Raw genomic sequence first — 24,251 nt, 5'->3', positions numbered from 1 at the left:
ATGTAGTTACCGATCCTCTACGATCAGGCCCGTGGGACGGTTCCTGATGCGCCTGGTGGACCTGCTACCCGAACCGGGCCTGCGCACCCAGCGATGGCTGGCTGCCGCGGTCGTCTTCACCCAGGGATTCATCTCGATCACCGGCGCGATCGTGCGCGTCACCGCATCCGGATTGGGCTGCCCGACCTGGCCGCAGTGCTTCCCCGGCAGCTATGTCCCGGTGGCCGTCTCAGAAGTTCCGCGGATCCATCAGGCCATCGAGTTCGGCAACCGGATGGTCACCTTCGCGGTCGTGATCACCGCGGCACTGGCTGTGCTGGCCGTGATCCGGGCCCGCCGACGCACCGAGGTGCTGGTCTACGCCTGGCTGATGCCCGGCTCCACGGTCTTGCAGGCGGTGATTGGCGGGATCACCGTACGCACCGGGCTGGCGTGGTGGACGGTGGCCGTGCACCTGCTGGTCTCCATGCTGATGGTGTGGCTGGCGGTGCAGTTCTACGCGAAAGTCGGCCAGACCGATGACGAGTCGGCGGTGGTGACCTACCGGGTCTCGGCGCCGTTGCGCGGGTTGACCGCGCTGTGTGCCGTCACGCTGTCCGCGGTGCTGGTGACCGGCACCCTGGTGACCGGCGCCGGCCCGCACGCCGGCGACAAGAGCGCGGCCCGCACGGTGGCCCGCCTCAAGGTGGAGGTCGCCACGCTCGCCCACCTGCATGAGTCGCTGCTGATCGGATTCCTCGGTCTACTGGTGGGCCTGGCCTTCGGGCTGGCTGCGGTGCAGGCGGCCAAGCCGGTGATGCGCCGACTGGCGGTGGTCACTGCCCTGACGTTGGTTCAAGGGCTGATCGGCGTGGTCCAGTACTTCACCGGCGTGCCCGCCGTGCTGGTCACCCTGCACGTGGCGGGTGCGGTGCTGGTCACCGGCGCGACCGCGGCCCTATGGGCGTCGCTGCGCCAGCGGACCCAACCCGAGTCGCTCTAGCGCCGCGGTGACCTCGACGGCGAAGCGGCGCTGCGCCCGGTCTCGTGCGTGCGCGTCGAGCTCGCCGAAACCCAATTGCGGCGCAATCAGATCCAAGCCGACCAAGCGCGCATCCGAGGCGGTTCCGGCTACGTCGACACGCGCGTAGAGCAGCTCTTCGATCCGGATGCTCAGGCGCTCCGCGGCCGAACGTAGCGCGGCACGTCCGACATCCCACAGTTCGAAGTCCGGGTCGGAGCCCGCGGCGCCGAACGCATGCGATCGGCCGGCCCCGAAAAACACCAACGTGCTCAGCTCAGCGGGTGGCGGTCCCGCCAACGTCGGCACCCCGTCGCACTGCAGGTCGGCCAGGTAACGACGGTCGGCGTTCCAGGCCACCGCCTCCGGGGGGTTCAGAAGGTGGGCCACCTGCGTCGTCCACTTCGTGAATTCGGCGTGCCGGGTTGAGCCGCCACCGGCCGTGCGCAGAATCACCAGGTCCGCTTCCAGCGTCTCCGGGTCATCCCAAGGCAATCGGCGGGCATGCAGCCCGCGGTGGCGCAGCGCCGCGACCAGGCCGGCGTCCTCGTCGGCCTCGACTCCATCGCGGTGGCCGCTCCGCGAATCGACCGCCAGCACGATGCGCGGATGGAAGATGTCGGGCCGGGCCAGCTTCATGCAGACCTCACATTCAGAGATGATAGTCACCATGCACGCCGTGGAAGTGGCCGCGACCGGCGGCCCAGAAGTTTTGAACCTGGTTGACAGACCACAGCCCTCCCCCGCCTCTGGTGAGGTGTTGATCCGGGTCGAGGCCGTCGGGGTCAATTACATCGACACGTATTTCCGCTCCGGGATTTACCCCGCCGAGCTGCCGTTCGTGGTGGGCAATGAGGCCGCGGGCACGGTCGCCGAGGTTGGCGCGGGAGTGACCGCATTGGCGGTGGGTGATCGCGTGGTGACGGCGGCAGCGACCGGCGCCTACGCCCAGTACTGCACGGCCCCAGCATCTTTGACGGCCGCCATCCCCGACGGCATTGCGGGCGACGTGGCCGCAGCCGCACTGCTCAAAGGCCTGACGGCGCATTACCTGATCAAGTCGGTGTATTCCGTACAGTCCGGCGACACCGTGTTGTTGCACGCGGGCGCCGGCGGAGTGGGACTGATCCTGACCCAATGGGCCACCGCGCTCGGTGCGCGGGTGATCACCACGGTGTCGAGTCCGTCCAAGGCCGAATTGTCGCGGCAAGCCGGCGCCGTGGAGGTGCTCGACTACCCCGGCACGGCGCCGGAAGACGCCGCGGCATTCGGCGCCCGGGTCCGGGAGTTGGTCGACGGTGGGGTGGTCGCGGTGTACGACGGGGTGGGGGCGGCGACGTTCGACGCCAGCTTGGCCAGCCTCGCGGTCCGGGGCACCTTGGCACTGTTCGGCGCGGCCAGCGGTCCGGTGCCGCCCGTGGACCCGCAGCGGCTCAATGCCGCGGGCTCGGTCTACCTCACGCGTCCGAACCTGGCTCACTTCACCCGTACCGCACCGGAATTCACCTGGCGCACGGGCGAATTGTTCGAGGCGATCGGCAACAGCACGATCACGGTGACGGTCAGTAGGCACTATCCCCTGGCCGAGGCGGCCCAAGCCCATCGCGATCTGCAGGGCCGCCAGACTGTCGGCTCGATCGTGCTCGATGCCTAGCGGGTCACCGGATTCGGCCTAGTGCGGCGGGTCGCCGCTGTCAGCCCAGGCCGCGTTCCAGCTCTCGGGCAGTAGCGGCTGCCGCGGACCGTCGGCGAATTCGGCTGTTGCCACCCGGGTCAGCCCCGTCGGCTGGGATTGCTCGCTGCGTGCGGCACCGGCGCGTCCCAACTCACCGGCGCCGTGATCCGAGGCCGGTGTGGGGCCCCAATCCGGGCTGACGCCGACCGTCAGACCCATCACGGCGTCATCGTGGCCCGGTCTGGTCGCGCGGCGTCGGAGCCGTTTGGACCGGCGAGCGGCCCCTGCCGCCTCTGCAGAGCCGGCGGACGGAGTGGGCGCCTTCTTCTTGGCAGCGGCCGGCGCACCGGCGTGCGCGCCCAGCCCCGAACCCGAGTCGATGCCAGGCCCGCCACCGACCAGGTAGGGAATCAGCGGCGCACTCGCGGGCACGGCCGCCGGCGGCGCGGGTGCGGAGGCCGGCGGGCTTGCACCAGCCGGGGCGGACGCCGGCGGTCCGGCGGGCGGGCTGGTGGGTGGTGCCATCACCGGCGAACCGACCGCGGCGCCCGGCACGTCGGCGACGAACACCGGCGGCGCGGGGGGCGCACCCACCCCTGGCGCCGGCAGACCTAGCCCGGCCAGACCGGCAAGGCCGCCCAGCGTGCCGGCGGGAGCGACCACGGCGCCCGCCGCGGCTATGAACAGGGCCGGGGATTGACTGATCGTCGTCGCCAGCTGGGCGATGTGGGTTGGCCAGTCGAAGAGCGCCAGCGCCGCAAGGTATTGCAGCGCGGGGATGATCTGGCTCGGGTCCTGGGTGATGTTGAGGAAGTCTTCGAACAGCTCTAGGGAGCGCGCCAGGTACCAGATCGGTTGCGCGGCATTGGAATAGTAGTCATAGACCTGGCCGTTGAGGGTGCCGGCGGCGGGATTCCAGTTGATCCCGAAGTTCTGCAGGAAGTGCGAGACGGCGGTGGTCAGGGCGTTGGAGATCATCGGATCATGGGCGGTCACTCCGTCTTGGATGCCCAGGGCCTTCAGGATCGGATCGAGGAAGTCGAGCAGTCCCTGCAACGGGTTTTCCGATGATTGCGGCGATGAGTCCGCGGCCGATTTCTGAATCGGGACCGGCGCGGTGACACCGGGGGTCGCTGCAGCCGAGGTTTCGGAGACCGCCTGATAGGTCGCCATCGTGGTCGCAGCCTGGACCCACATCCGGAAGTAGTCGGCCTCGTTGAGAGCAATGGGAACGGTATTGATCCCGAAAAAATTCGTCGCCACCAAGACTCCGTGGGTGGCGTGGTTGGCGGCCAACTCCGGCAACGTCGGCATCGCCGCCAGCGCGGCGGTATAGGCCGCCGCCGTCTGTTCATGTGCTGCCGCCATCCGGGCACTGTCAACGCCGGCCCGATACAGCCACGACAGGTACGGCAGATGCGCCGCCTGATACTGCTCACCGGCGACACCGCGCCACAATCCTGCCGCCACCGATGCCAGCAGTGCGGTCAGATCCTGCGCCGCCGTGGTGTAAGCGGTGCTCAGCGACGACCATGCGCCGGCGGCAGCGAGCAGGGGGCCGGGACCGGGACCGGAACTGAGCAGCGTCGCATGCACCTCAGGAGGAGACGCCATCCACATCGGCCCGAACACGAGAATTCACTCTAGCGAATCCGTAGTTTCGGGTTGCCGAACTCCTACCCTTTTTCGTCCTGCCAGCCGCGCGGCAGCAAGGGCATACGCGGCGTGTCGTCGAAGGTGCCGCCGGACGAGACCGTCAGCCCTCCGGCCCGTGCGTGGTCGCGGGCCAGCGTCCCGGCGAATCCGGTCACTCCGCGAGACGACGCTGTCACGCTCGGGTCGGCCGGATCAGCCCAATCCGGTATCACCTCGACGTTGAGGTCCATGACGGCGTCGTCAGGCCGGCGCAGCTTGCTACGCCGGCGACGTCGGGCCCGCAGTTGGTCGTGCTCGGCCGCGGTTGCCGCAGCGGCAGCCGCCGAACCGCGCGGCTCGGACGCCTTACGCGACGCTCCCACGGCGGCGGGCATGCCGGATCCGGTACCGATGCCGGGCGGGCCGAGCAGATACGGCGGGAAGAACGGCGCGGCACCTGGCGGCGGGGGCGGCGCCGGGCCGCTGACACCCGCCGTCACGGGGGCCGGCGCTGGAGCCGGCGCCGGGGCCGGTGCGGGTGGCGGCGGCGCCCCCGGGACTGACGACGACCCGAAGGCGGGAAGGAGATCAGGCACCGTGACGATTGGCACCGACGTAGGTGGCTGTGGCAGCGCGGCCAGACCGGCCAATCCGGCGAGCCCACCCGCCGCGCCGAGCGGCGCTACTGCCGGGACTGCCAACGCAGCGATCAGGGCCGGGTTCTGCGCCAGGAATTGGGCCACCTCGAGGATGTGAGTCGGGAAGTCGAACAGCTGCCAACTGATGAACCACTGGACGGCCTGCACCGGATTCTGGGTCAGCAACTGCCCGAAGTACTGAAAGTCCTCCAACAGTTCCAGTGCGCGTGCCACCCAGAAGCTCAACTGGGCCGGGTTGGAGTAATAGTCGTAGTCAAGTCCGTTCAGGGTCCCTCCGGCCGGATCCCAGTTGTAGCCGAAATTCTGCAGCAGGTGCGCGATCGCCTGGTCAAGAGCGGTGTTGACCGTCGGATCGTGAGCCAGCTGACTGTCTCCGATGCCGAGCTTCTCCAGCGCGTCCACGAGCCACTGCGGCAACCCCAACGGATTGTCGTCGTCGCCTTCGTCACCGTCATCGTCAGCGGCTTGGGACGCCTCGGATTTCACGATCTGCGGCGCCGGGCCGGGCTGCGGCACCGAGCCGACGGCAGCGGCGGAGACAGTCTGATAGGTCGACATCACCGTGGCGGCCTGCACCCACATGCGCACGTAGTCGGCCTCGTTGAGTGCAATAGGGATGGTGTTGATTCCAAAAAAATTCGTCGTCACCAGCACCCCGTGGGCGGCATGATTGGCGGCCAGTTCCGGCAGCGTCGGCATGGCCGCCAGCGCAGTGACATACGCCCCCGCGGCTGTCTCGCATTGGGCCGCCGCCGCCGCACTGTCCACGCTCGCCTGATTCAGCCAACCGAGATAGGGAGCATGCGCCGACACATACGATTCGGCACTGGGACCTTGCCACGTCCCGGCGGCAACGGTCCGCAGTAGCACAACGAGTTCCTCTGCTGCGTCGGTGTACTCGGCGCTCAGCTTCGACCACGCGGATGCAGACGCCAGCAGTGGGCCTGGCCCCTCACCCGCACTCAACAGAGTCGAGTAAACCTCCGGCGGAGAGGCCATCCACACTGCCGCGGTAGCCATCACGGCCGAACATCCGACTTAATGAATATGATTTTCATTATCGGAAAATTGAATACCGGCCGTGCTCGTCAGCACAAGATGCGTCGGCCCTGGATTGCCTGCGCCAATGCTGTGATGCACATGGACCGACTGGCACGATTGTTCACATGCCGACTCCTCAGTTCATCGTCGACCTCCGCACCCATATCGGCCATGCCCCGCTGTGGCTGATCGGCGTGACGGCGGTGGTCATCCGCGGCGACGAGGTGTTACTCGTCGAACGCGCCGACAACGGCATCTGGGCGCCGGTCACCGGGATCGTCGACCCCGGCGAAGAGCCGGCTGACGCCGCCGTACGCGAGGTCGCCGAGGAGACTGGTGTCACCGCGGCGCCCGAGCGGCTGGCCTGGGTGCACGTCACGCCGCCCGTCATCCACGTCAACGGTGACCAGGCGCAGTACCTCGACCACGTCTTCGTGATGCGCTGGGTGGCGGGCGAGCCCTACCCCGCTGACGACGAGAGCACCGACGCGCGCTGGTACCCGCGCACCGCGCTGCCCGGCCTGCCGGAGCGGATGCGGAGGCGGATCAACGCCGCGTTCGACGCGGGCACCGAAACCCGTTTCGAATGGAGCCAGGGGTCTTAGAACAAGGTGGGCAGGCCGAGGGCCGAGTCCACCGCCAGCGCGCAGAAGACCAGCGCCAGGTAGTTGTTGGACTGCAGGAACAGTCGCAGCGGTTTGATCGGCTCGCCGCGACGGACTCCCGCGTACAGCTGGTGGGCCATGGCCAGGAACCAGGCGCCGGCCAGCACCGCGACTGCCGCGTACAGCCACCCGGCTGCCGGCACCAGCGCCAACGTCGCGAGCACCGTCGCCCAGGTGTAGACCACGATCCGGTGGGTGACCACGTGCTCGCTGGCGACCACCGGCAGCATGGGCACCCCCGCCGCCGCGTAGTCCTCCTTGTAGCGCATCGCCAGTGCCCAGGTGTGCGGCGGCGTCCAGAAGAAGATCACCAAGAACATCACCAACGCGGGCCAGCCGATGGTGCCGGTAACCGCCGACCAGCCGATCACGACCGGCATGCAGCCGGCAGCCCCGCCCCACACCACGTTCTGGGAGGTACGCCGCTTGAGCATCATCGTGTAGACCAGCACGTAGAACGCGATGGTGGCCGTGGCCAGCAGGCCCGAGATCAAGTTGGTGGTACGCCAAAGCCAGATGAACGAGCCGACACCGAGCGCCAGGCTGAACACCAGGGCGTTGCGGGTCGGCACTGCCTCGCGGGCCAGCGGACGGCGCGCAGTGCGCTTCATCACCTTGTCGATGTCGGCGTCGACCACGCAGTTCAGCGCGTTGGCGCTGGCGGCGGCCAGCATCCCGCCGATCAGCGTGTTGAAGATCAGCAGCGGATTCACCGTGCCACGGTCCGCCAGCAGCATCGCCGGAATGGTCGTGACCAGCAGCAGCTCGATGATTCGGGGCTTGGTCAGCGACAGGTACGCCAACAACGTGCTGCGCACAGCGCGTATTCGGCGCGGCTGAGCGCGCTCGCGAATACTCACGTGATGACTCCTAGGATGGCAGCTGCGACGCCAGCTTCGACTTCGGACGGACGCCAGCTTCTACTACGGACGATGGTAGACCGCCTGGCCAGGTCGTCCGAATCGCAGGGTCAATTCACGGCGAATCCACACGGCGACGCCGACCTGCAACACTGCGCGTGCCCGCATTAGGGTGAGAATCAACCCGGCTTGTTTTGAAGACCTATCTCGAAGATGAGGACCCGACGTTCGTGACCACTGCCGCAGAGATCTCCGCTCTTACCCGCCCGCACCACCCCGCTGACTGGGCCGAGATCGACTCCGTCGCTGTCGACACCGCCCGGGTGCTGGCCGCAGACGCGGTGCAGAAGGTCGGTAACGGCCACCCGGGCACCGCGATGAGCCTCGCTCCGCTGGCCTACACGCTGTTCCAGCGGGTGATGCGCCACGACCCGTCCGACTCCACATGGCTGGGCCGCGACCGGTTCGTGCTGTCCTGCGGGCACTCCAGCCTGACCCTGTACATCCAGCTCTACCTGGGCGGTTTCGGGCTGGAACTGGCCGACATCGAAGCACTGCGCACCTGGGGCTCCAAGACCCCGGGTCATCCGGAGTTCCGCCACACCAAGGGTGTGGAGATCACCACCGGCCCGCTCGGACAGGGCCTGGCCTCGGCGGTCGGCATGGCGATGGCCGCACGGTATGAGCGCGGCCTGTTCGACCCGGACACGGCGCCCGGCGAGAGCCCGTTCGACCACTTCGTCTACGTGATCGCCTCCGACGGCGACATCCAGGAAGGCGTCACCAGTGAGGCCTCCTCGCTGGCCGGCGTTCAGCAGCTGGGCAACTTGATCGTGTTCTACGACCACAACAAGATCTCCATCGAGGACGACACCGCGATCGCCCTCTGTGAGGACACCGCGGCCCGCTACCGGTCCTACGGCTGGCACGTCCAGGAGGTCGAGGGCGGCGAGAACGTGACCGGCATCGAGGAGGCCATCGCCAACGCGAAGGCCGTCACCGACAAGCCCTCGTTTATCTCGCTGCGCACGATCATCGGCTACCCGTCCCCGGGCAAGATGAACACCGGAGCCATCCACGGTTCCGCGCTCGGCGGCGACGAGGTGGCCGCCACCAAGACCGCACTCGGATTCGACCCGGACAAGGCGTTCGACGTCCGCGAAGACGTGATCACCCACACCCGCGGGTTGGTGGCGCGCGGCAAGGCCGCCCACGCCGACTGGCAGGCGCAGTTCGAGGCGTGGGCAGCCCGCGAGCCGCAGCGCAAGGCGCTGCTGGACCGGTTGATCGCCGGTGAACTGCCCGAGGGCTGGGACGCCGAGCTGCCGTACTGGGAGCCCGGATCCAAGGCCGTTGCCACCCGCGCCGCGTCCGGCAAGGTGCTCAACGCAGTTGGCGCCAAGCTTCCTGAATTATGGGGCGGCTCAGCCGATCTGGCGGGCAGCAACAACACCACCATGGACGGCGTCAAGTCGTTCGGGCCGGCGTCGATCTCCACCGGCGAGTACACCGCCGACCCCTACGGCCGCACCCTGCACTTCGGGATTCGCGAGCACGCGATGGGCTCGATCCTGTCCGGCATCGTGCTGCACGGGCCCACCCGCGCCTACGGCGGGACGTTCCTGCAGTTCTCCGACTACATGCGGCCCGCGGTGCGGTTGGCGGCGCTGATGGACATCGACCCGATCTACGTGTGGACGCACGACTCGATCGGGCTCGGCGAAGACGGTCCGACGCACCAGCCGATCGAGCACCTGGCGGCGTTGCGTGCCATCCCCCGTCTGTCGGTGGTGCGACCGGCGGATGCCAATGAGACGGCCTACGCCTGGCGCACCGTCTTGGCCCGCGGCGCGAGCAGCGGTCCCGTCGGGCTGATCCTGACCCGGCAGAATGTGCCGATCATCGAGGGCACCGACGCCGAGGGCGTGGCACGCGGAGGCTACGTGCTGGGCGGCCTCGAAGCCGCCGGCACCGAGGACCCCGACGTGGTGTTGATCGCCACCGGTTCGGAGGTGCAGCTCGCGGTCGAAGCGCAGAAACTCTTGGCAGCCAAGGACATCAATGCCCGCGTGGTGTCGATGACGTGTCTGGAGTGGTTCGAATCGCAGCCGGCCGACTACCGCGACGCGGTGTTGCCGCCGTCGGTGTCGGCTCGGGTGGCGGTCGAAGCCGGTATCGCCCAGTGCTGGCACAAGATCGTCGGCGACACCGGCGAGATCGTGTCGATCGAGCGCTACGGCGAATCCGCCGACTACCAAACTCTGTTCCGTGAGTTCGGTCTGACCGCGGAGGCTGTCGTCGCCGCCGCCGAAAGAACACTGGAAAACTGACGTCAATCGAGGCCGATTGAGAAGGAGCGCAACATGACTCAGAATCCCAAGCTTGCCGCTCTCAGCGCCGCGGGCGTGTCGGTGTGGCTCGATGACCTGTCCCGTGACCGGCTCACGTCGGGCAACCTGGCCGACCTCGTCGCCACCCGCAGCGTGGTCGGGGTGACCACCAACCCGACCATCTTCCAGAAGGCGTTGGAGAAGGGTCACGCCTACGACAAGCAGCTGGCCGAGCTGGCCGCTCGCGGCGCCGATGTGGACGCGGTGATCCGCACCGTTACCACCGACGACGTACGCAACGCGTGCGACGTGCTGTCTGCGGCGTGGGAGGCGACCGACGGCGTAGACGGGCGAGTGTCGATCGAGGTCGATCCGCGTCTGGCCCACGAGACCGACAAGACCGTGGCCCAGGCCGTCGAGCTGTGGAAGATCGTCGACCGGCCGAACCTGTTCATCAAGATTCCGGCCACCAAGGCGGGCCTGCCAGCCATCACTGCCGTACTGGCAGAAGGGATTTCGGTCAACGTCACGCTGATCTTCTCCGTCGAGCGACACCGCGAGGTTATGGACGCCTACCTGGCCGGTCTGGAGGCCGCCAAGGCCGCCGGACACGACCTGGCCAAGATTCACTCGGTGGCGTCGTTCTTCGTCTCCCGGGTGGACACCGAGATCGACGCCCGGCTGGAGAAGATCGGCTCGGCCGAGGCCCTGGCGCTGCGCGGCAAGGCCGGTCTGGCCAACGCCCGATTGGCGTACGCGGCCTACGAAGAGGTCTTTACCGGCGAGCGCTTCGCCGCGCTTGCGGCCGACGGTGCTCGGGTGCAGCGCCCGTTGTGGGCATCGACCGGGGTCAAGAACCCGGACTACCCGGACACCCTCTACGTCACCGAGCTGGTCGCGGCCCACACCGTCAACACCATGCCCGAACCGACGCTGGACGCAGTCGCTGACCACGGGGACATCACCGGTGACACCATCGCCGGAACCGCGACGGCAAGCCAGCAGGTCTTCGACCAACTCGCCGCGGTGGGCATCGACCTGACCGATGTGTTCGTGGTACTGGAGAACGAGGGCGTCGAGAAGTTCGAAGCGTCCTGGGGCGAACTGTTGGACGCCACCGCAACCCAGCTCGAAGAGGCCAAGTGATCTGATGGCCGGCGCCGGGGCAGCGCGAAACACCCCTTCGGGGTGGCAGAACCCGCTGCGAGACAAGCGAGACAAACGCCTGCCCCGCATCGCCGGCCCGTGCGGCGTGGTGATCTTCGGGGTCACCGGCGACCTGGCCCGGCGCAAGTTGATGCCGGCGATCTACGACCTGGCCAACCGCGGGTTGCTGCCGGCGACCTTTGCGCTGGTCGGGTTCGCCCGCCGGGACTGGGCCGACGAAGATTTCGCCGACGTGGTCTACCAGGCCGTCAAGGAGCACGCCCGGACCCCGTTCCGGCAGGTGGTATGGGACCGGCTGGCGTCCGGATTCCGGTTCGTCACCGGCACATTCGATGACGATGAGGCCTTTGCCCGGCTGGCACAGACCCTCGAGGAACTTGACGCCGAGCGCGGCACCGGCGGCAATCACGCCTTCTACCTGTCGATCCCGCCCGGCGCGTTCCCACTGGTGTGCGAAAAGCTGCACTCGACCGGACTGGCTCGGCCCCGCGACGGCCGGTGGAGCCGGGTGGTGATCGAGAAGCCGTTCGGTCACGACCTGAACAGCGCGGTCGAGCTCAACAGCGTGGTCAACAGCGTGTTCCCCGAGGAGTCGGTGTTCCGGATCGACCACTACCTGGGCAAGGAGACCGTCCAGAACATCCTGGCGCTGCGCTTCGCCAACCAGCTGTTCGACCCGATCTGGAACGCCCACTACGTCGACCACGTGCAGATCACCATGGCCGAGGACATCGGCTTGGGCGGGCGAGCCGGCTACTACGACGGTATCGGCGCTGCCCGAGACGTTATCCAGAACCACCTGCTGCAGCTGCTCGCCCTCACGGCGATGGAAGAGCCGGTGAACTTCTCCCCCGCCGAACTGCAGGCCGAGAAGATCAAAGTGCTCTCGGCTACCCGGCTGGCGCAGCCACTGGATGAGACCACCTCCCGCGGCCAGTACGCCGCCGGCTGGCAGGGCGGCGAGCACGTCGTGGGCCTGCTCGACGAAGAGGGGTTCGCCCACGATTCGCGGACCGAGACCTTTGCGGCGATCACCCTGGAGGTCGACACCCGGCGCTGGGCTGGCGTGCCGTTCTACCTGCGCACGGGAAAGCGCCTGGGCCGGCGGGTCACCGAGATTGCGCTGGTGTTCAAGCGCGCACCGCACCTGCCGTTCGACGACACCATGACCGACGAACTGGGCAAGAACGCGTTGGTGATCCGGGTGCAGCCCGATGAGGGGATCACACTGCGGTTCGGGTCGAAGGTGCCGGGCCACTTGATGGAGGTCCGCGACGTCAACATGGACTTCTCCTACGGATCGGCGTTCTCCGAGGATTCACCGGAGGCCTATGAGCGTCTGATCCTGGACGTGCTGTTGGGCGAGCCCTCCCTGTTTCCGGTCAACGCCGAGGTCGAATTGTCTTGGGAGATACTCGATCCGGTATTGGAGAACTGGGCCGAGCACGGCAAGCCCGAGCCGTATGTGGCGGGGAGTTGGGGACCGCAGTCGGCGTTCGAGATGCTGGAGCGTTCGGGCCGGGAATGGCGGCGCCCATGATCATCGAGTTGCCGAACACCACCACCACCGCGATCAACAAGAAGCTCAACGCGATCCGCGAGCAGGTCGGTGCGGCGACCACGGGCCGGGTGCTGACGCTGATCGTCGCCTTGGAGACCGACGCCCTGCTCGATGAGTCCATCGCGGCGGCCCACATCGCCAGCCAAGAACACCCGAGCCGGGTGATCGTGGTGGTCAGCGGAGATTCCGATGCCGACGAGTCCCGTCTGGACGCCGAGGTGCGGATGTTCGGCGATGCCGGCGCCAGTGAGGTGGTGGTGCTGCGGCTGTACGGTCCGCTGGCCAGCCATGCCGACGCGGTCGTCACGCCCTTCCTGCTGCCCGATATCCCGGTGGTTGCATGGTGGCCCGATGTCGCCCCGGCGGCACCGGCCACCGACCCGCTGGGGGCCCTGGCGTTGCGGCGGATCACCGATGCCACCAATGCCCCTGATCCCCGGGCAGCGATCAACAGCCGCCGTGACGGCTACACCGCCGGCGACACCGACCTAGCGTGGAGTCGCATCACCTACTGGCGGGCGTTGCTCGCCTCCGCGCTGGATCAGCCACCGTTCGAGCCGATCCGCTCGGCGGTGGTCTCCGGGCTGGCGACCGAACCGGCCTTGGACATCCTGGCCGGCTGGCTGGCCAGTCGCATCGACGGTCCGGTGCGGCGCGCGGTCGGCGAACTGAAGATCGAATTGACCCGCGACAGCGAGACCGTGGCGCTCAGCCGGCCCCAGGATGGGGTCACCGCCACTTTGAGCCGCACCGGCAGGCCCGCGGCGCTGGTGCCGCTGCCCCGCCGGGTGACCGCGGAGTGTCTGGCCGAAGATCTGCGCCGGCTCGATGCCGACGTCATTTACGGTGCCGCGCTGACGGGCCTGGAAGAAGTGGAGTATCTGTGATCGTTGCGACCTACCCCGACGCCGCCGCACTGGTCGCCGCTGCCGGTGACCGGCTGGCCGATGCCGTCGAATCGGCCATCGCCGCCCGGGGGCGGGCATTGGTCGTGCTGACCGGCGGCGGCAACGGAATCGCACTGCTGCATCGCCTCGGAGAGCACGCCGCGCGGATCGACTGGGCAAGGGTGCAGCTGTTCTTCGGTGACGACCGCTTCGTTCCGGCGGCCGACCCCGACCGCAACGACAAGCAGGCCCGTGAGGCACTGTTGGGCCGCATCGAGATCCCGGCTGCCAACGTGCACGCCATGCCGGCTAGCGATGGCGAATACGGCGACGACCTCGACGCCGCCGCGCTGGCCTATCAGGAGGTACTGGCAGCCAACGCCGAGCCGGGCCAGCCCGCACCGGATTTCGACGTGCACCTGCTCGGCATGGGCCCCGAGGGCCACGTCAACTCGTTGTTTCCCGACACCGCGGCCGTCAAGGAGAGCACCCGGCTGGTGGTTGGGGTACCTGATTCACCCAAGCCGCCCCCACGCCGAATCACGTTGACACTGCCCGCGATCCGTCGCTCCCGCGAGGTGTGGCTGGTGGTGGCCGGTGAGTCCAAGGCCGAGGCAGTAGCTGCCGCGGTCGGTGGCGCCGACCCCGTCGCGGTGCCCGCCGCCGGAGCGACAGGGCGCGAGCAGACGGTGTGGCTGCTCGACGAGGCGGCTGCCTCGAGGTTGCCCGCCACGTCATAATGAGCGCTATGGCAGACAGAAACTCGGGCACCGGCACGGAACGTAAGCGGCTCAAGACCTTGGCTCAGGCGGCACTGAACGCCGACGTGACCGTCGGGCAGCTTGAGGATGTCCTCGGCGGTCTGGGTAACACGATGAATGAGCTGAACAGTTCACTCGCGGGCCTCAACGCCACCGTCGAGCGGCTGGGCGCCGGCCTGGACCATCTTGACGAAACCATGGGCAGTCTCGACGACTTGGCCCGCCGCCTGGTCACACTGATCGAACCGGTGGAGGCCATCGTCAGCCGGATCGACTACCTGGTCGAAGTCGGCGAGACGGCCATGTCACCGCTGGCGGCGACCGAGAATGCGGTCCGCGGCGTGTTCAACGCCATGCGGAATCGGGTGGTGCGCTGACGCGCGGCCGCCCGCGAGATCGGATTCACGCAGCGAAAGTTCGAGTAGCGACCTGCATCAGCAGGATCTCGCGACCGGGGCGGCCGCGGCGCAGTGCCACGGCCAACCCGGCTCAGGCGTACTTGATGAGCAGGCCGACGGCGATGATCGAGATCAGCCAGATGGCGATGACGAAGTAGGTCAGCCGGTCCAGGTTCTTCTCGACCACGGTCGAGCCGGACAGGCTGGACTGCACACCGCCACCGAACAGGGTCGACAGGCCGCCACCCTTGGCGCGGTGCAGCAGCACCAGCAGAATCACCAGCAGGCTGGTGATCACCAAGAGAATCTGCAGCGTCAAGATCATGCCGCTACCCTACCGTTCGCCCGGGGCCGGCCCCGGCGCCGGGTCAAGGGAGGGGCCCGCCGGCGGCCAGCGCCGCCAGCATCGCGAACTGCTCACCGTCCAGCGAGGCTCCGCCGACCAAGCCGCCATCCACGTCGGGCTGGCCGATGAGTTCTCCGACGTTCTTGGCGTTGACCGAACCGCCGTAGAGCACCCGGACGGTGTCGGCGATCTTGGGCGAGGCGAGCTTGCCCAATTCCGCGCGCACGGCCGCGCAGACCTCCTGCGCGTCGGCCGCGCCGGCCACCCGGCCGGTGCCAATGGCCCACACTGGTTCGTAGGCGATGACACTCGCACCGATCTGCTCGGCACTCAGCCCGGCCAGCGAGCCGCGCAACTGCTCCAAGCAATGCTCGACGTGGCTGCCGGCCTCCCGGATCTCCAGGTGCTCGCCGATGCAGATGATCGGGGTCAGGCCGTGCTTGAGGGCAGCAGCGGCTTTCGCGGCAACCAGTGCGTCGTCCTCACCGTGGTAGCTACGACGCTCGGAGTGCCCGACGACGACGAAGGTGCAACCCAGCTTGGCCAGGAACGCACCGCTGACCTCGCCGGTGTAGGCGCCCGCGTCGTGCTGCGAGACGTCCTGGGCGCCGAAAGTCAGCCGCAGCTTGTCCCCGTCGACCAGGGTCTGCACGCTGCGCAGGTCGGTGAAGGGCGGCAGGACCGTCACATCGACGTGATCGAAGTACTTGTCCGGCAGCGCAAAAGCCACCTTCTGCACCAGTGCGATGGCCTCGAAGTGGTTGAGGTTCATCTTCCAGTTGCCGGCGATCAACGGCTTGCGACTCATTGCGACCCTCCGTTTTCCGATCCGGTTTCTAAGACCTGCAGACCCGGGAGTGATTTGCCCTCAAGGTATTCCAGGGACGCCCCACCGCCGGTGGAGATGTGCGAGAAACCATCCTCCGGCAGGCCCAGCGCCCGTACCGCCGCGGCAGAGTCGCCCCCGCCGACGACGCTGAAGGCGCCCTTGGCGGTGGCGGCTGCGATCGCCTCGGCCACTCCCCTGGTGCCTGCTTCGAAGGCCGGGAACTCGAACACGCCCATCGGGCCGTTCCAGAAGATGGTCTTGGCATTGCCCAGCAGCGCGGCGAACCGCTCCACCGAGCCGGGGCCGATGTCCAGGCCCATCTTGCCGTCTGGAATGGCGTCGGCGTCGACGGTCTCGCCGGTGGCGGCGGCGTCGAACTTGTCGGCGACGACGATGTCCACCGGCAACCGCAGCACATCGGCGTAGTCATCCAGCAGTTGCCGGCAGGTGTCTACCATGTCGGCCTCCAGCAGCGAGGTTCCGACCTGAAGGCCTTGGGCGGCCAGGAAGGTGAAGCACATGCCGCCGCCGATCACGATGCTGTCGGCCTTGGTGGCCAGCGACTTGATCACGCCCAGCTTGTCGGAGACCTTGGATCCGCCCAGCACCACGGCGTAGGGCCGTGCGGTTGATTCGGTCAGCTGCTGCAGCACGTTGATCTCGGCCGCGACCAGGGTCCCGGCGTACGCCGGCAGCAGGGTGGCGATGTCGTAGACCGACGCCTGCTTGCGGTGCACCACACCGAATCCGTCCGAGACGAACGCTCCCGGCGACCCGTCCGGCGCGGCGACCAGCTCGGCCAGTGCCCGGGCCAGAGCCAGGCGCTCGTTGTCGTCCTTGCTGGTCTCTCGCGGGTCGAAACGGATGTTCTCCAGTAGCAGCACGTCGCCGTCGGTCAGGCCTTCGGCGCGGGCCAGGGCATCGGTGCCGACCACATCACCGGCCAGCTGGACATGCCGGCCCAACTGCTCGCCGAGCGCGGCCGCGACCGGCGCCAGCGAGAGCTTGGGATCCGGACCGCCCTTGGGCCGGCCCAGGTGCGCGGTCACCACCACCTTGGCGCCGGCGTCCACCAGCGCACGCAGGGTGGGCACCGAGGCGATGATCCGGCCCGCGTCGGTGATCTTGCCGTTCTCGTCGAGCGGGACGTTCAGGTCGGAGCGCACCAGCACGCCCCGACCCGAAACACCTTCGGCGATCAGTTCAGAGACAGCCTTGACCGAAGACACAGCCACGATCGCGTTACAGCGACTTGCCGACGAGGGCGATGAGGTCGACCAGACGGTTGGAGTAGCCCCACTCGTTGTCGTACCAGGAGACCACCTTGGCCTGGTTGTCGATGACCTTGGTGAGCCCGGAGTCGTACAGCGACGAGTGCGGGTCGGTGACGATGTCACTCGACACGATCGGGGCGTCGTAGTACTTCAGGATGCCCTTCATCGGCCCCTCGGCGGCGGCCTTCATGGCGGCGTTGATGTCTTCGACCGACGCCGACTTGGCCAGCTCGGCGGTCAGGTCGGTGACCGAGCCGGTGGGGATCGGCACCCGCAGCGCGTAACCGTCCAGCTTGCCCTTGAGCTCGGGGAGCACCAAGCCGATCGCCTTGGCGGCGCCGGTGCCGGTGGGCACGATGTTGATGGCGGCGGCGCGGGCGCGACGCAGGTCGCTGTGCGGGCCGTCCTGCAGGTTCTGGTCTTGGGTGTAGGCGTGGATGGTGGTCATCAGGCCCTTGACGATGCCGAACTCGTCGTTGAGCACCTTGGCCAGCGGGCCGAGGCAGTTCGTGGTGCACGAGGCGTTGGAGATGATGTTCTGGCTGCCGTCGTACTTGTCGTCGTTGACGCCCAGCACGATGGTGATGTCCTCATCGGTGGCCGGGGCGGAGATGATGACCTTCTTGGCGCCGGCGTCCAGGTGGCCCTTGGCCTTGGCGGCGTTGGTGAAGATGCCGGTGGACTCGACGACGACGTCGACACCCAGGTCACCCCAGGGCAGGGCTGCCGGGCCTTCCTTGACCTCGAGGGCCTTGATCTTGGTGTTGCCAACGACGATGGTGTCGTCGCCCTCGAGGCTGACGTCGTGGGGCAGGCGACCCAGGATCGAGTCGAACTTCAGCAGGTGCGCCAGGCTGGCGTTGTCGGTCAGGTCGTTGACCGCGACGATCTCGATGTCGGTGTTGTTGCCCAGGGCTTTCTGTGCGTCCAATGCCCTGAAGAAGTTGCGCCCGATGCGGCCGAAGCCGTTCACGCCTACCCGGACCGTCACTGGTCTCTCCTCGTGTCACTCAATGTTTGATGTACGCCGACAGCCAGCCTAATGGGCACCGTTTCGCGACCGCACGGGCCCTGACCAGTTGCCGGACGTAGCGTGGCGCGGGGGGTGATTCTTGTGCTCAGACAACTCACCGTCCGCGCCAGCTCCATCGACGTCCTGGAAGCCGTCGGGACCGTGACGGCCGACGATTACCGACGAGTGTTTGCGCCGCTGGTTGAGCAAGCGCGTACTTCGGGACGCCGAATGCGGCTGCTCTACCAATTCGGTCCGGACTTCACGCGCATCACGCCGGGAGCGCTGTGGGCCGACACCCGGCTGGGCTTGACCTATGCGCAACTGCTGGACGGTTGCGCGGTGGTCAGCGACATCGGCTGGATCGCGACGCCTGCCCGGCGCATCGGCGAGTACATGCCCTGTCCGGTCCGGGTATACCCGGACCGGCAGCGCGACGCTGCGGTCACTTGGCTGACATCGCTTCCGGAGTGCCCACCTGTTTCGATCGGCGCGATGACGAAGGCCTACCTCGGTGGCGTGGCAGCTGCAGTCGCGAGCCTGGGCCCACTAATTTTCTCGCGACTCAATCACCCCGGGGGCTAGCCGCCTCGGCGCCCGCTGTGACGTGATCCGGACGGGGAGCTCGTCGCCGGGTTCGGGCCACGGCTGGCGGCTGAGCATTTCGGCAACTGCCACATAGCCGGCTTCGATCAGCCCGGATTTGGCGTCGACAATCCGATAGGCCTGCTCTTTCCGATGGATGGGTTGGCCTTCGAGCACGATCACCCGCAGGTCCCCCTCGGCGAAGTGGCACCGACGCTGCACGGCCGCGAGCAGCTGCTCGTTGTGCAGGTGTCCTTCACCGAAGTTCCACCCGATCAGCGGACCGGCGATGATCTCGCCGTCGCGGATGTTGTAGTCGGCCACGTCGTCCACCGCGCGAGACAGCAGACCGTTCAGCGCCCGGCCCTGCAGATGCATGGCGCGGAATGCTCCCGGGACTTTGTCGGCGACGAGATCGGCGGTGGCCTGGTCATAGAACTTCGCCAACTGGTTGATGACCAGCGCCGAGCTCTTGACCACGTTGGCCTCCACGATGTCCTCGGTGCCGGCGCGGAAACACCAGAAGCTGGCCGCCCAGTTTCCGGCGTAATAGCGCATCGCCGGAAGGAATGAAATCTGCTGCGGAAACATGTTTCCGGCGACCGGGATAACGATGAGTCCGGTGAAGAGGATGGCCATCAACAGCGGCGACCGCAGGTCATAGACGCTGACTTCGGAGTGTTGTCCGAATAGGAAGAACAGCGAGAATCCGAAGAACACATTCCATTCCAACGGGACTCCCATCGGGAGGTTGGACAGGATGTTGAGGTGGAAGATCACCATGAACGCGATCAAGAACCACCGCCACGGGTGATCGCCGGCGACGAGCACCAGTAGCGCCGGCACGACGAACTCGGCTGTGGTGCCGCCGACGTGTGCCATCAGCTTCGGTATCCGGGTGGGGCGCAGGTCGTTGACGTGATCGCGGTACATCCGGTGTTTGAGGCCGGTGAAGATCTTTGAGCGCAGCAGGGCATTGTTGCTCGTCATCACCGCGACCACGTAGGGAAAGTGATGGTTGAGCTTGGAGGTGGCCGCACCCCACCACAGCCCGAGGATGATGAGCTTGTACGCGGCCATCTGGTCGACGTAGGGAAAGAAGAAGACGAGCAGCGTCAGGCCGTAGTGCTCGGCGCGGGAGGCCAGGAAGATCGTCTTGTCCCGCAGGCCCAGCAGCACCAGTGCGGCGATCGTCGGCGCCACCACCATCGGATCTAACAGACCTACCGGGCCTGGATCGCCTTGCCCCGGTGACAGCAACACCCAGATACCGGAGGCCAGCACGGCGGCATACAGCGCGATGTCGATCACGGTGCGAGTGTCGCCGCGGGTGAACCGGACCTTGTCGGGCCAGGGCGGCAATCGGATTGTGTTGGGCCGCAACCAGTACAGGACACCGCCGATAGGCGGCCAGAACCGGGCCGTCAGCGGACCGGATCCGCAGCCCAGGCCCAGAATCTCGAACAGCAGGCTGAAGACGACGAGCTTCTGGTAGACGATGGGCTGCGTCCACCACTCGCTGATGCGGCCGAGCCCGCCCAGACCCGGGGTCAGCGCAATCACCGTCGCCGCACCGGCGGCGTAGGCCGCGATCTTGATCAGGTAGAGCAGGTAGATCGCCGATGGGGTGCCGAAGCCCTGTTCGGCCCAGTGCCTGCTGCAGACCTGGATCCGCCTCGGCCACGGGGTGGCACGCCACGTTTCGGGGTCGACGTCGGGAACCGACGGTTGGATGAACCCCATACTGTCCTCACTCCCTGCCGTGTGCCGCGTTCAGTTATAGCGGTCGGCGCAGCCGCGGGATGGGAGTTTCGGTTCGCTCGACGAAGCGGACCGCCGGCCATGGCCTATCGGCCGCGGTATCCGGCTTAGGATCTGGCTTCAGAGAATTTCTTCCATCCGCGGGCATCCTCTGATGTGCGCTGTATCAGTCGACGACGGCAGGTCAGTGAGCGATCCAACGAGTGCGGGTTCCCTGGCGGTGACGCAGCGGCCGGTGCCGAAGATGGCCCGGCTGCCGGTGGCGATCGTCGCCGCCACGGCCGCCGCAGTGCACCTGGCGGTAGCGACCAGATATGGCTGGTTCCCCGATGAGTTCTATTTCGTCATCTGCGGTCGCCACCTGGCGTGGGGATACGTCGACCAACCCCCGCTGGTGCCCCTGCTGGCGCACATCGCCGAAGCGGTCCCCGGTGGTGGTCTGCTGACGCTGCGGTTGTTCGCCATCGCCGCACACGTCGGTTGCATCGTGTCGGCGGCACTGCTGACGGCGGAATTCGGCGGCCGGCGTCTGGCACAGGTCATCGCCGCCGCTGCCGTGGCAGCCTGCCCGGCATTCGTCGGCCTGTCCATGTATTTCGGCCCAACCGTCACCGATCAACTGGTCTGGCTGACCGTGCTCGCCCTGGTTGCCCGAGCACTACGCCTCGACACCACGCCGTCCTGGCTGCTTGCCGGCGCGGCCGCCGGCATCGGGCTGGAGAACAAGCACACCGCCGTGGTGCTGATTGCTGGAATCGCTGCGGGGCTGGTGATATTCGAACGTGAGACGCTGCGTACGCCTCGCCCCTGGCTCGCCGCCGGCTTGGCGACTCTCTTGGCCGCGCCGAACCTTTGGTGGATGGCACAGCATGGGTGGCCGAACCTGCAGTTTGCGCGGATGATCTCGCAACATTCGCGCGACACGCTCGGTTCGTTGATTCAACTGCCGCTGCTGACAATAGGGCTTGCCGGCCCGCTACTGGTGGTGCTGTGGGTGTTCGGGATCCGATGGTTGGCGTCACCGGCCCAGCGTGAACACCGTTGGATATTGGTCGTGGTTGCGGTCGCATTGGTCGTCTTCACCTGCGCCAGCGGCAGGCCCTACTACGCGGCCCCGGTATTCGCGGTGCTGTACGCGGCCGGAGCCGTGCGTGTCGAGTCAGCTCGAACAGTCGGCTTACAGCCCAATTCAACGGACGAGAATGCCTGGCTGCCGCTGCGCTGGACAGCCACTCTTGCGGTGTCCTTCGTGGGCGCCGTTCTCCTATGCCTGCCCGTGCTGCCGATCTCGGCGGCCCAGGCACTACGTCACATCAACCCGTGGCTGGCCTCGACATACGGCTGGCCGCAGTTCACCAAACAGGTGGTTACCATAGCTTCATCCCTGCCCGCTCACGTTCCGATCTTCACCGGTTACTACACCGAAGCCGGCGCATTGAGCATCCTCGGACCAGCCGCCGACCTTCGACATCCGGTATACAGCGCGCACAACAACTACGCCCTGTGGGGGCCGCCGAAAGGCAGCCCGGACACTGTGCTTTGCGTGGGCGACTTCCCGCGCAGCTACCTACTCGACTACTGGTCCCAGGTCAGCACGTTGGCGACTGTGACTGCCGACGACGGCGAACACACCTGGGAAACCGATCGTACGATTTATCTGTGCCAGCAGCCTCGCGGCACCTGGGCCGAAATGTGGCCATCGCTCAGTCATTTCCACTGACGGCTAACGCCGGACCCGCTAGGCGTCTTCGAGCAGCTCCGGGGTGACCGCGGACTCGGTGTCGGGAATGCCGTCCTGCTTGGCCTTGCGGTCGGCCATCGATAGCAGCCTCCGGATGCGTCCTGCCACCGCGTCCTTGGTCATCGGCGGGTCGGCCAGTCGGCCCAGTTCCTCCAGGGAGGCCTGCCGGTGCTCGACGCGCAGCTTGCCGGCCGAAGCCAGATGGTCGGGCACGGTGTCGCCGAGGATCGCCAGTGCACGTTCCACTCGCGCTGCCGCGGCCACGGCCGCCCGCGCGGAGCGGCGCAGGTTGGCGTCGTCGAAGTTGGCCAGTCGGTTGGCGGTCGCCCGCACCTCGCGGCGGATCCGGCGCTCTTCCCAGACCAGCCGGGTGTCTTGGGCACCCATTCGGGTCAGCAGCGCCCCGATCGCCTCGCCATCGCGCACCACCACCCGGTCCGCGCCACGGACCTCGCGCGCCTTGGCACTGACACCGAGCCGGCGCGCCGCGCCGACCAGCGCCAGGGCGGCCTCCGGGCCTGGGCAGCCGACCTCCAGAGCCGACGAGCGACCCGGCTCGGTGAGGGAACCGTGCGCCAAAAATGCTCCCCGCCAAGCAGCTTCGGCGTCAGCGACACTGCCACCGACGACCTGGGCGGGCAGGCCCCGTACCGGGCGGCCGCGCAGGTCCAACAGCCCGGTCTGACGGGCCAAAGCTTCACCGTCCTTCGTCACGCGCAGCACGTAGCGGGTGCTCTTGCGCATTCCACTGGCGGTCAGCACATGCACGATCGCGTTGTAGCCGTACAGGTCGAAGATGTCTTTGCGCAGCCGCCGCGCGATGACCCCCAGGTCCACCTCGGCCTCGACCACCACTCGACCGGCCACAATGTGCAGCCCGCCGGCGAAGCGCAGCAGCGCCGCGACCTCGGCACGGCGCGCACTCACCGAACTGACCACGAGACGGCTCAGCTCGTCCTTGACTTCGGCCGTCATCGCCACGACTTGTCACCTCCCGGCCCGAGCCCGCTCGGTCCACTCACGCCGGATTGCCGGCCCCCGCCCTCAGCATGCGTCGCGACCGGTGTCGGAACGGTCAACGTCGATGCGTCGATGCTCCGAACCCCGTCCAGCGCCGCCGCCAACTTTCCTGGGTCATGTAAAGGTGTACCAGGTCGGGCCACGTCCACGAACCGAACCTCGGCAGCGAACAACGTGGCGGCACGCCGCAGCTGCTCGCGCTCCCGTTCATTGGGCACCCGGCCTGCGTCGATGATGATGTGGTCCACGGTGAAACCCGGCGCGTGTTGAGCCAATACGTGCAGGTGACGCTCCACCGAGAATCCCGCCGTCTCCCCCGGCTCGGCCACCAGGTTGAGCACCAGGGCGCGTCGGGCCGTGGTGTTCTGCAGCGCCGAGGCCAGTCCCGGTACCAAAAGGTGCGGGATCACGCTGGTGAACCACGAGCCCGGGCCGAGCACCACCAGATCCGCGGACATGATGGCGTCCACCGCTTGGCGAGTGGCCGGCGGATTGCCCGGCAACAGCCGTACCCGGCGCACCTTTCCCGGGGTGGTGGCGATGGCCACCTGGCCACGGATCAGCCGGAACAGTCGCGGGTCGGCTTCCAGCCCGGACACATCGGCTTCGATCTGCAGCGCGATCGGGCACATCGGCAGCACCCGCCCCTTGACACCGAGCATCCGGCCGAGCTCGTCGAGTGCGGCGACCGGGTCGGCCAGCACTTCGTTAAGACCGGCCAGCAGCAGATTGCCGATCGGATGCCCCGCAAGGGCACCGGAACCGCCGAAGCGATGCTGCAAGATGGTCGCCCACAGCTGGCCCTTCGGGGTGTCCGCGGCGAGCGCCGCCAGTGCCATCCGCAGGTCCCCGGGGGGTACCACGTCGAGTTCACCGCGCAGCCGACCCGACGAGCCGCCGTCGTCGGCAACGGTCACCACCGCGGTGACGTGCGGAGTCAACCGGCGGGCCGCCGACAGCGTCGCGTATAGGCCGTGCCCACCACCGAGCGCGACGATGCTCGGATTGCCGTGCGCGGGCTCAACACTCATTGGCGCCGCTTCT

22 protein-coding genes are annotated in these 24,251 nt (G+C 67.5%); 11 read left to right on the top strand and 11 right to left on the bottom strand.

Going from position 1 to position 24,251, the window contains the following annotated elements; genetic code table 11:
• Nucleotides 1–46 precede the first annotated feature (46 nt).
• Complete coding sequence (locus NM962_13500) at nucleotides 47–982, top strand: heme A synthase (GenBank protein ID UVO14719.1); 936 nt, start codon at nucleotides 47–49, stop codon at nucleotides 980–982.
• Here the strand turns inward: NM962_13500 and NM962_13495 are convergent.
• A complete protein-coding gene (locus NM962_13495; protein ID UVO14718.1) occupies nucleotides 938–1,639 on the bottom strand; it encodes a hypothetical protein in 702 nt (233 codons plus the stop codon). The two genes, NM962_13500 and NM962_13495, sit on opposite strands and share 45 nt — an antisense overlap.
• A 31-nt stretch (nucleotides 1,640–1,670) precedes the next feature.
• Here NM962_13495 and NM962_13490 point away from each other — a divergent pair, with 31 nt between their 5' ends.
• A complete protein-coding gene (locus NM962_13490) occupies nucleotides 1,671–2,654 on the top strand; it encodes a quinone oxidoreductase (GenBank protein ID UVO11023.1) in 984 nt (327 codons plus the stop codon).
• Nucleotides 2,655–2,672: 18 nt separating this feature from the next.
• On the opposite strand, the gene NM962_13485 is transcribed toward NM962_13490, so the two are convergent.
• Nucleotides 2,673–4,307, bottom strand: a complete 1,635-nt coding sequence (locus tag NM962_13485) for a PPE family protein (protein UVO11022.1) — start codon at nucleotides 4,305–4,307, stop codon at nucleotides 2,673–2,675.
• Nucleotides 4,308–4,351: 44 nt separating this feature from the next.
• Entirely contained in the window at nucleotides 4,352–5,989 is a 1,638-nt protein-coding gene (locus NM962_13480) for a PPE family protein (GenBank protein ID UVO11021.1), read from the bottom strand.
• Nucleotides 5,990–6,135: 146 nt separating this feature from the next.
• Here NM962_13480 and NM962_13475 point away from each other — a divergent pair, with 146 nt between their 5' ends.
• Nucleotides 6,136–6,615 carry an NUDIX domain-containing protein gene (locus NM962_13475; protein ID UVO11020.1) on the top strand — a complete coding sequence of 160 codons (480 nt, stop codon included), beginning with the start codon at nucleotides 6,136–6,138 and terminating at the stop codon, nucleotides 6,613–6,615.
• On the opposite strand, the gene NM962_13470 is transcribed toward NM962_13475, so the two are convergent.
• On the bottom strand, nucleotides 6,612–7,535 hold the full coding sequence (locus NM962_13470) for a heme o synthase (protein ID UVO11019.1): 924 nt from the start codon (nucleotides 7,533–7,535) through the stop codon (nucleotides 6,612–6,614). The genes NM962_13475 and NM962_13470 overlap by 4 nt on opposite strands.
• Nucleotides 7,536–7,765: 230 nt before the next feature.
• Between NM962_13470 and tkt the strand changes: the two genes are divergently transcribed.
• From tkt to NM962_13440, 6 genes are read left to right on the top strand one after another with little or no spacing between them, the layout of a single operon-like run.
• A complete protein-coding gene (gene tkt / locus NM962_13465; protein UVO11018.1) occupies nucleotides 7,766–9,865 on the top strand; it encodes a transketolase in 2,100 nt (699 codons plus the stop codon).
• Nucleotides 9,866–9,898: 33 nt separating this feature from the next.
• Nucleotides 9,899–11,011, top strand: a complete 1,113-nt coding sequence (gene tal, locus NM962_13460) for a transaldolase (protein ID UVO11017.1) — start codon at nucleotides 9,899–9,901, stop codon at nucleotides 11,009–11,011.
• 4 nt (nucleotides 11,012–11,015) lie between these two features.
• Complete coding sequence (gene zwf / locus NM962_13455; GenBank protein ID UVO11016.1) at nucleotides 11,016–12,572, top strand: glucose-6-phosphate dehydrogenase; 1,557 nt, start codon at nucleotides 11,016–11,018, stop codon at nucleotides 12,570–12,572.
• The gene (gene opcA / locus NM962_13450) at nucleotides 12,569–13,480 is read left to right on the top strand and encodes a glucose-6-phosphate dehydrogenase assembly protein OpcA (protein UVO11015.1); all 912 of its coding nucleotides are present in this window, start codon (nucleotides 12,569–12,571) and stop codon (nucleotides 13,478–13,480) included. Before zwf ends, opcA begins: the two co-directional genes overlap by 4 nt.
• Nucleotides 13,477–14,220, top strand: a complete 744-nt coding sequence (gene pgl, locus NM962_13445; protein UVO11014.1) for a 6-phosphogluconolactonase — start codon at nucleotides 13,477–13,479, stop codon at nucleotides 14,218–14,220. Before opcA ends, pgl begins: the two co-directional genes overlap by 4 nt.
• Nucleotides 14,220–14,618, top strand: coding sequence for an ATPase (locus tag NM962_13440; GenBank protein ID UVO11013.1), 399 nt, complete (start codon nucleotides 14,220–14,222; stop codon nucleotides 14,616–14,618). The genes pgl and NM962_13440 overlap by 1 nt, the downstream gene beginning before the upstream one ends.
• A gap of 112 nt (nucleotides 14,619–14,730) precedes the next feature.
• On the opposite strand, the gene secG is transcribed toward NM962_13440, so the two are convergent.
• Genes secG through gap form a run of 4 tightly spaced genes read right to left on the bottom strand, consistent with a single transcriptional unit; the run spans nucleotide 14,731 to nucleotide 18,079 of the window.
• Complete coding sequence (gene secG / locus NM962_13435; protein UVO11012.1) at nucleotides 14,731–14,964, bottom strand: preprotein translocase subunit SecG; 234 nt, start codon at nucleotides 14,962–14,964, stop codon at nucleotides 14,731–14,733.
• Between the two features lie 43 nt (nucleotides 14,965–15,007).
• Nucleotides 15,008–15,793 carry a triose-phosphate isomerase gene (gene tpiA, locus NM962_13430; protein ID UVO11011.1) on the bottom strand — a complete coding sequence of 262 codons (786 nt, stop codon included), beginning with the start codon at nucleotides 15,791–15,793 and terminating at the stop codon, nucleotides 15,008–15,010.
• Nucleotides 15,790–17,043: a phosphoglycerate kinase gene (locus NM962_13425; GenBank protein UVO11010.1), complete on the bottom strand. Its 1,254-nt coding sequence runs from the start codon at nucleotides 17,041–17,043 to the stop codon at nucleotides 15,790–15,792. Before NM962_13425 ends, tpiA begins: the two co-directional genes overlap by 4 nt.
• Nucleotides 17,044–17,056: 13 nt before the next feature.
• Entirely contained in the window at nucleotides 17,057–18,079 is a 1,023-nt protein-coding gene (gene gap / locus NM962_13420) for a type I glyceraldehyde-3-phosphate dehydrogenase (GenBank protein UVO11009.1), read from the bottom strand.
• A 123-nt stretch (nucleotides 18,080–18,202) separates the two neighbouring features.
• Here gap and NM962_13415 point away from each other — a divergent pair, with 123 nt between their 5' ends.
• Nucleotides 18,203–18,685, top strand: a complete 483-nt coding sequence (locus NM962_13415) for an STAS/SEC14 domain-containing protein (protein UVO11008.1) — start codon at nucleotides 18,203–18,205, stop codon at nucleotides 18,683–18,685.
• On the opposite strand, the gene NM962_13410 is transcribed toward NM962_13415, so the two are convergent.
• A complete protein-coding gene (locus NM962_13410; protein ID UVO11007.1) occupies nucleotides 18,650–20,428 on the bottom strand; it encodes a DUF3556 domain-containing protein in 1,779 nt (592 codons plus the stop codon). The genes NM962_13415 and NM962_13410 overlap by 36 nt on opposite strands.
• Nucleotides 20,429–20,633: 205 nt before the next feature.
• Here NM962_13410 and NM962_13405 point away from each other — a divergent pair, with 205 nt between their 5' ends.
• Nucleotides 20,634–22,166, top strand: a complete 1,533-nt coding sequence (locus NM962_13405) for a glycosyltransferase family 39 protein (protein ID UVO11006.1) — start codon at nucleotides 20,634–20,636, stop codon at nucleotides 22,164–22,166.
• A gap of 18 nt (nucleotides 22,167–22,184) precedes the next feature.
• Here the strand turns inward: NM962_13405 and whiA are convergent, their stop codons facing one another.
• Together whiA and yvcK are read right to left on the bottom strand one after the other, a co-directional pair.
• Nucleotides 22,185–23,162 carry a DNA-binding protein WhiA gene (gene whiA / locus NM962_13400; GenBank protein ID UVO14717.1) on the bottom strand — a complete coding sequence of 326 codons (978 nt, stop codon included), beginning with the start codon at nucleotides 23,160–23,162 and terminating at the stop codon, nucleotides 22,185–22,187.
• On the bottom strand, nucleotides 23,159–24,238 hold the full coding sequence (gene yvcK, locus NM962_13395) for a uridine diphosphate-N-acetylglucosamine-binding protein YvcK (protein ID UVO11005.1): 1,080 nt from the start codon (nucleotides 24,236–24,238) through the stop codon (nucleotides 23,159–23,161). Before yvcK ends, whiA begins: the two co-directional genes overlap by 4 nt.
• Nucleotides 24,239–24,251: the final 13 nt, after the last annotated feature.

Origin of the sequence: Mycobacterium sp. SVM_VP21 (genome assembly GCA_024758765.1) — a bacterium.
Taxonomy (GTDB): Bacteria; Actinomycetota; Actinomycetes; order Mycobacteriales; family Mycobacteriaceae; genus Mycobacterium; species Mycobacterium heraklionense_C.
This window is presented reverse-complemented; position numbering and strand designations above follow the sequence as displayed.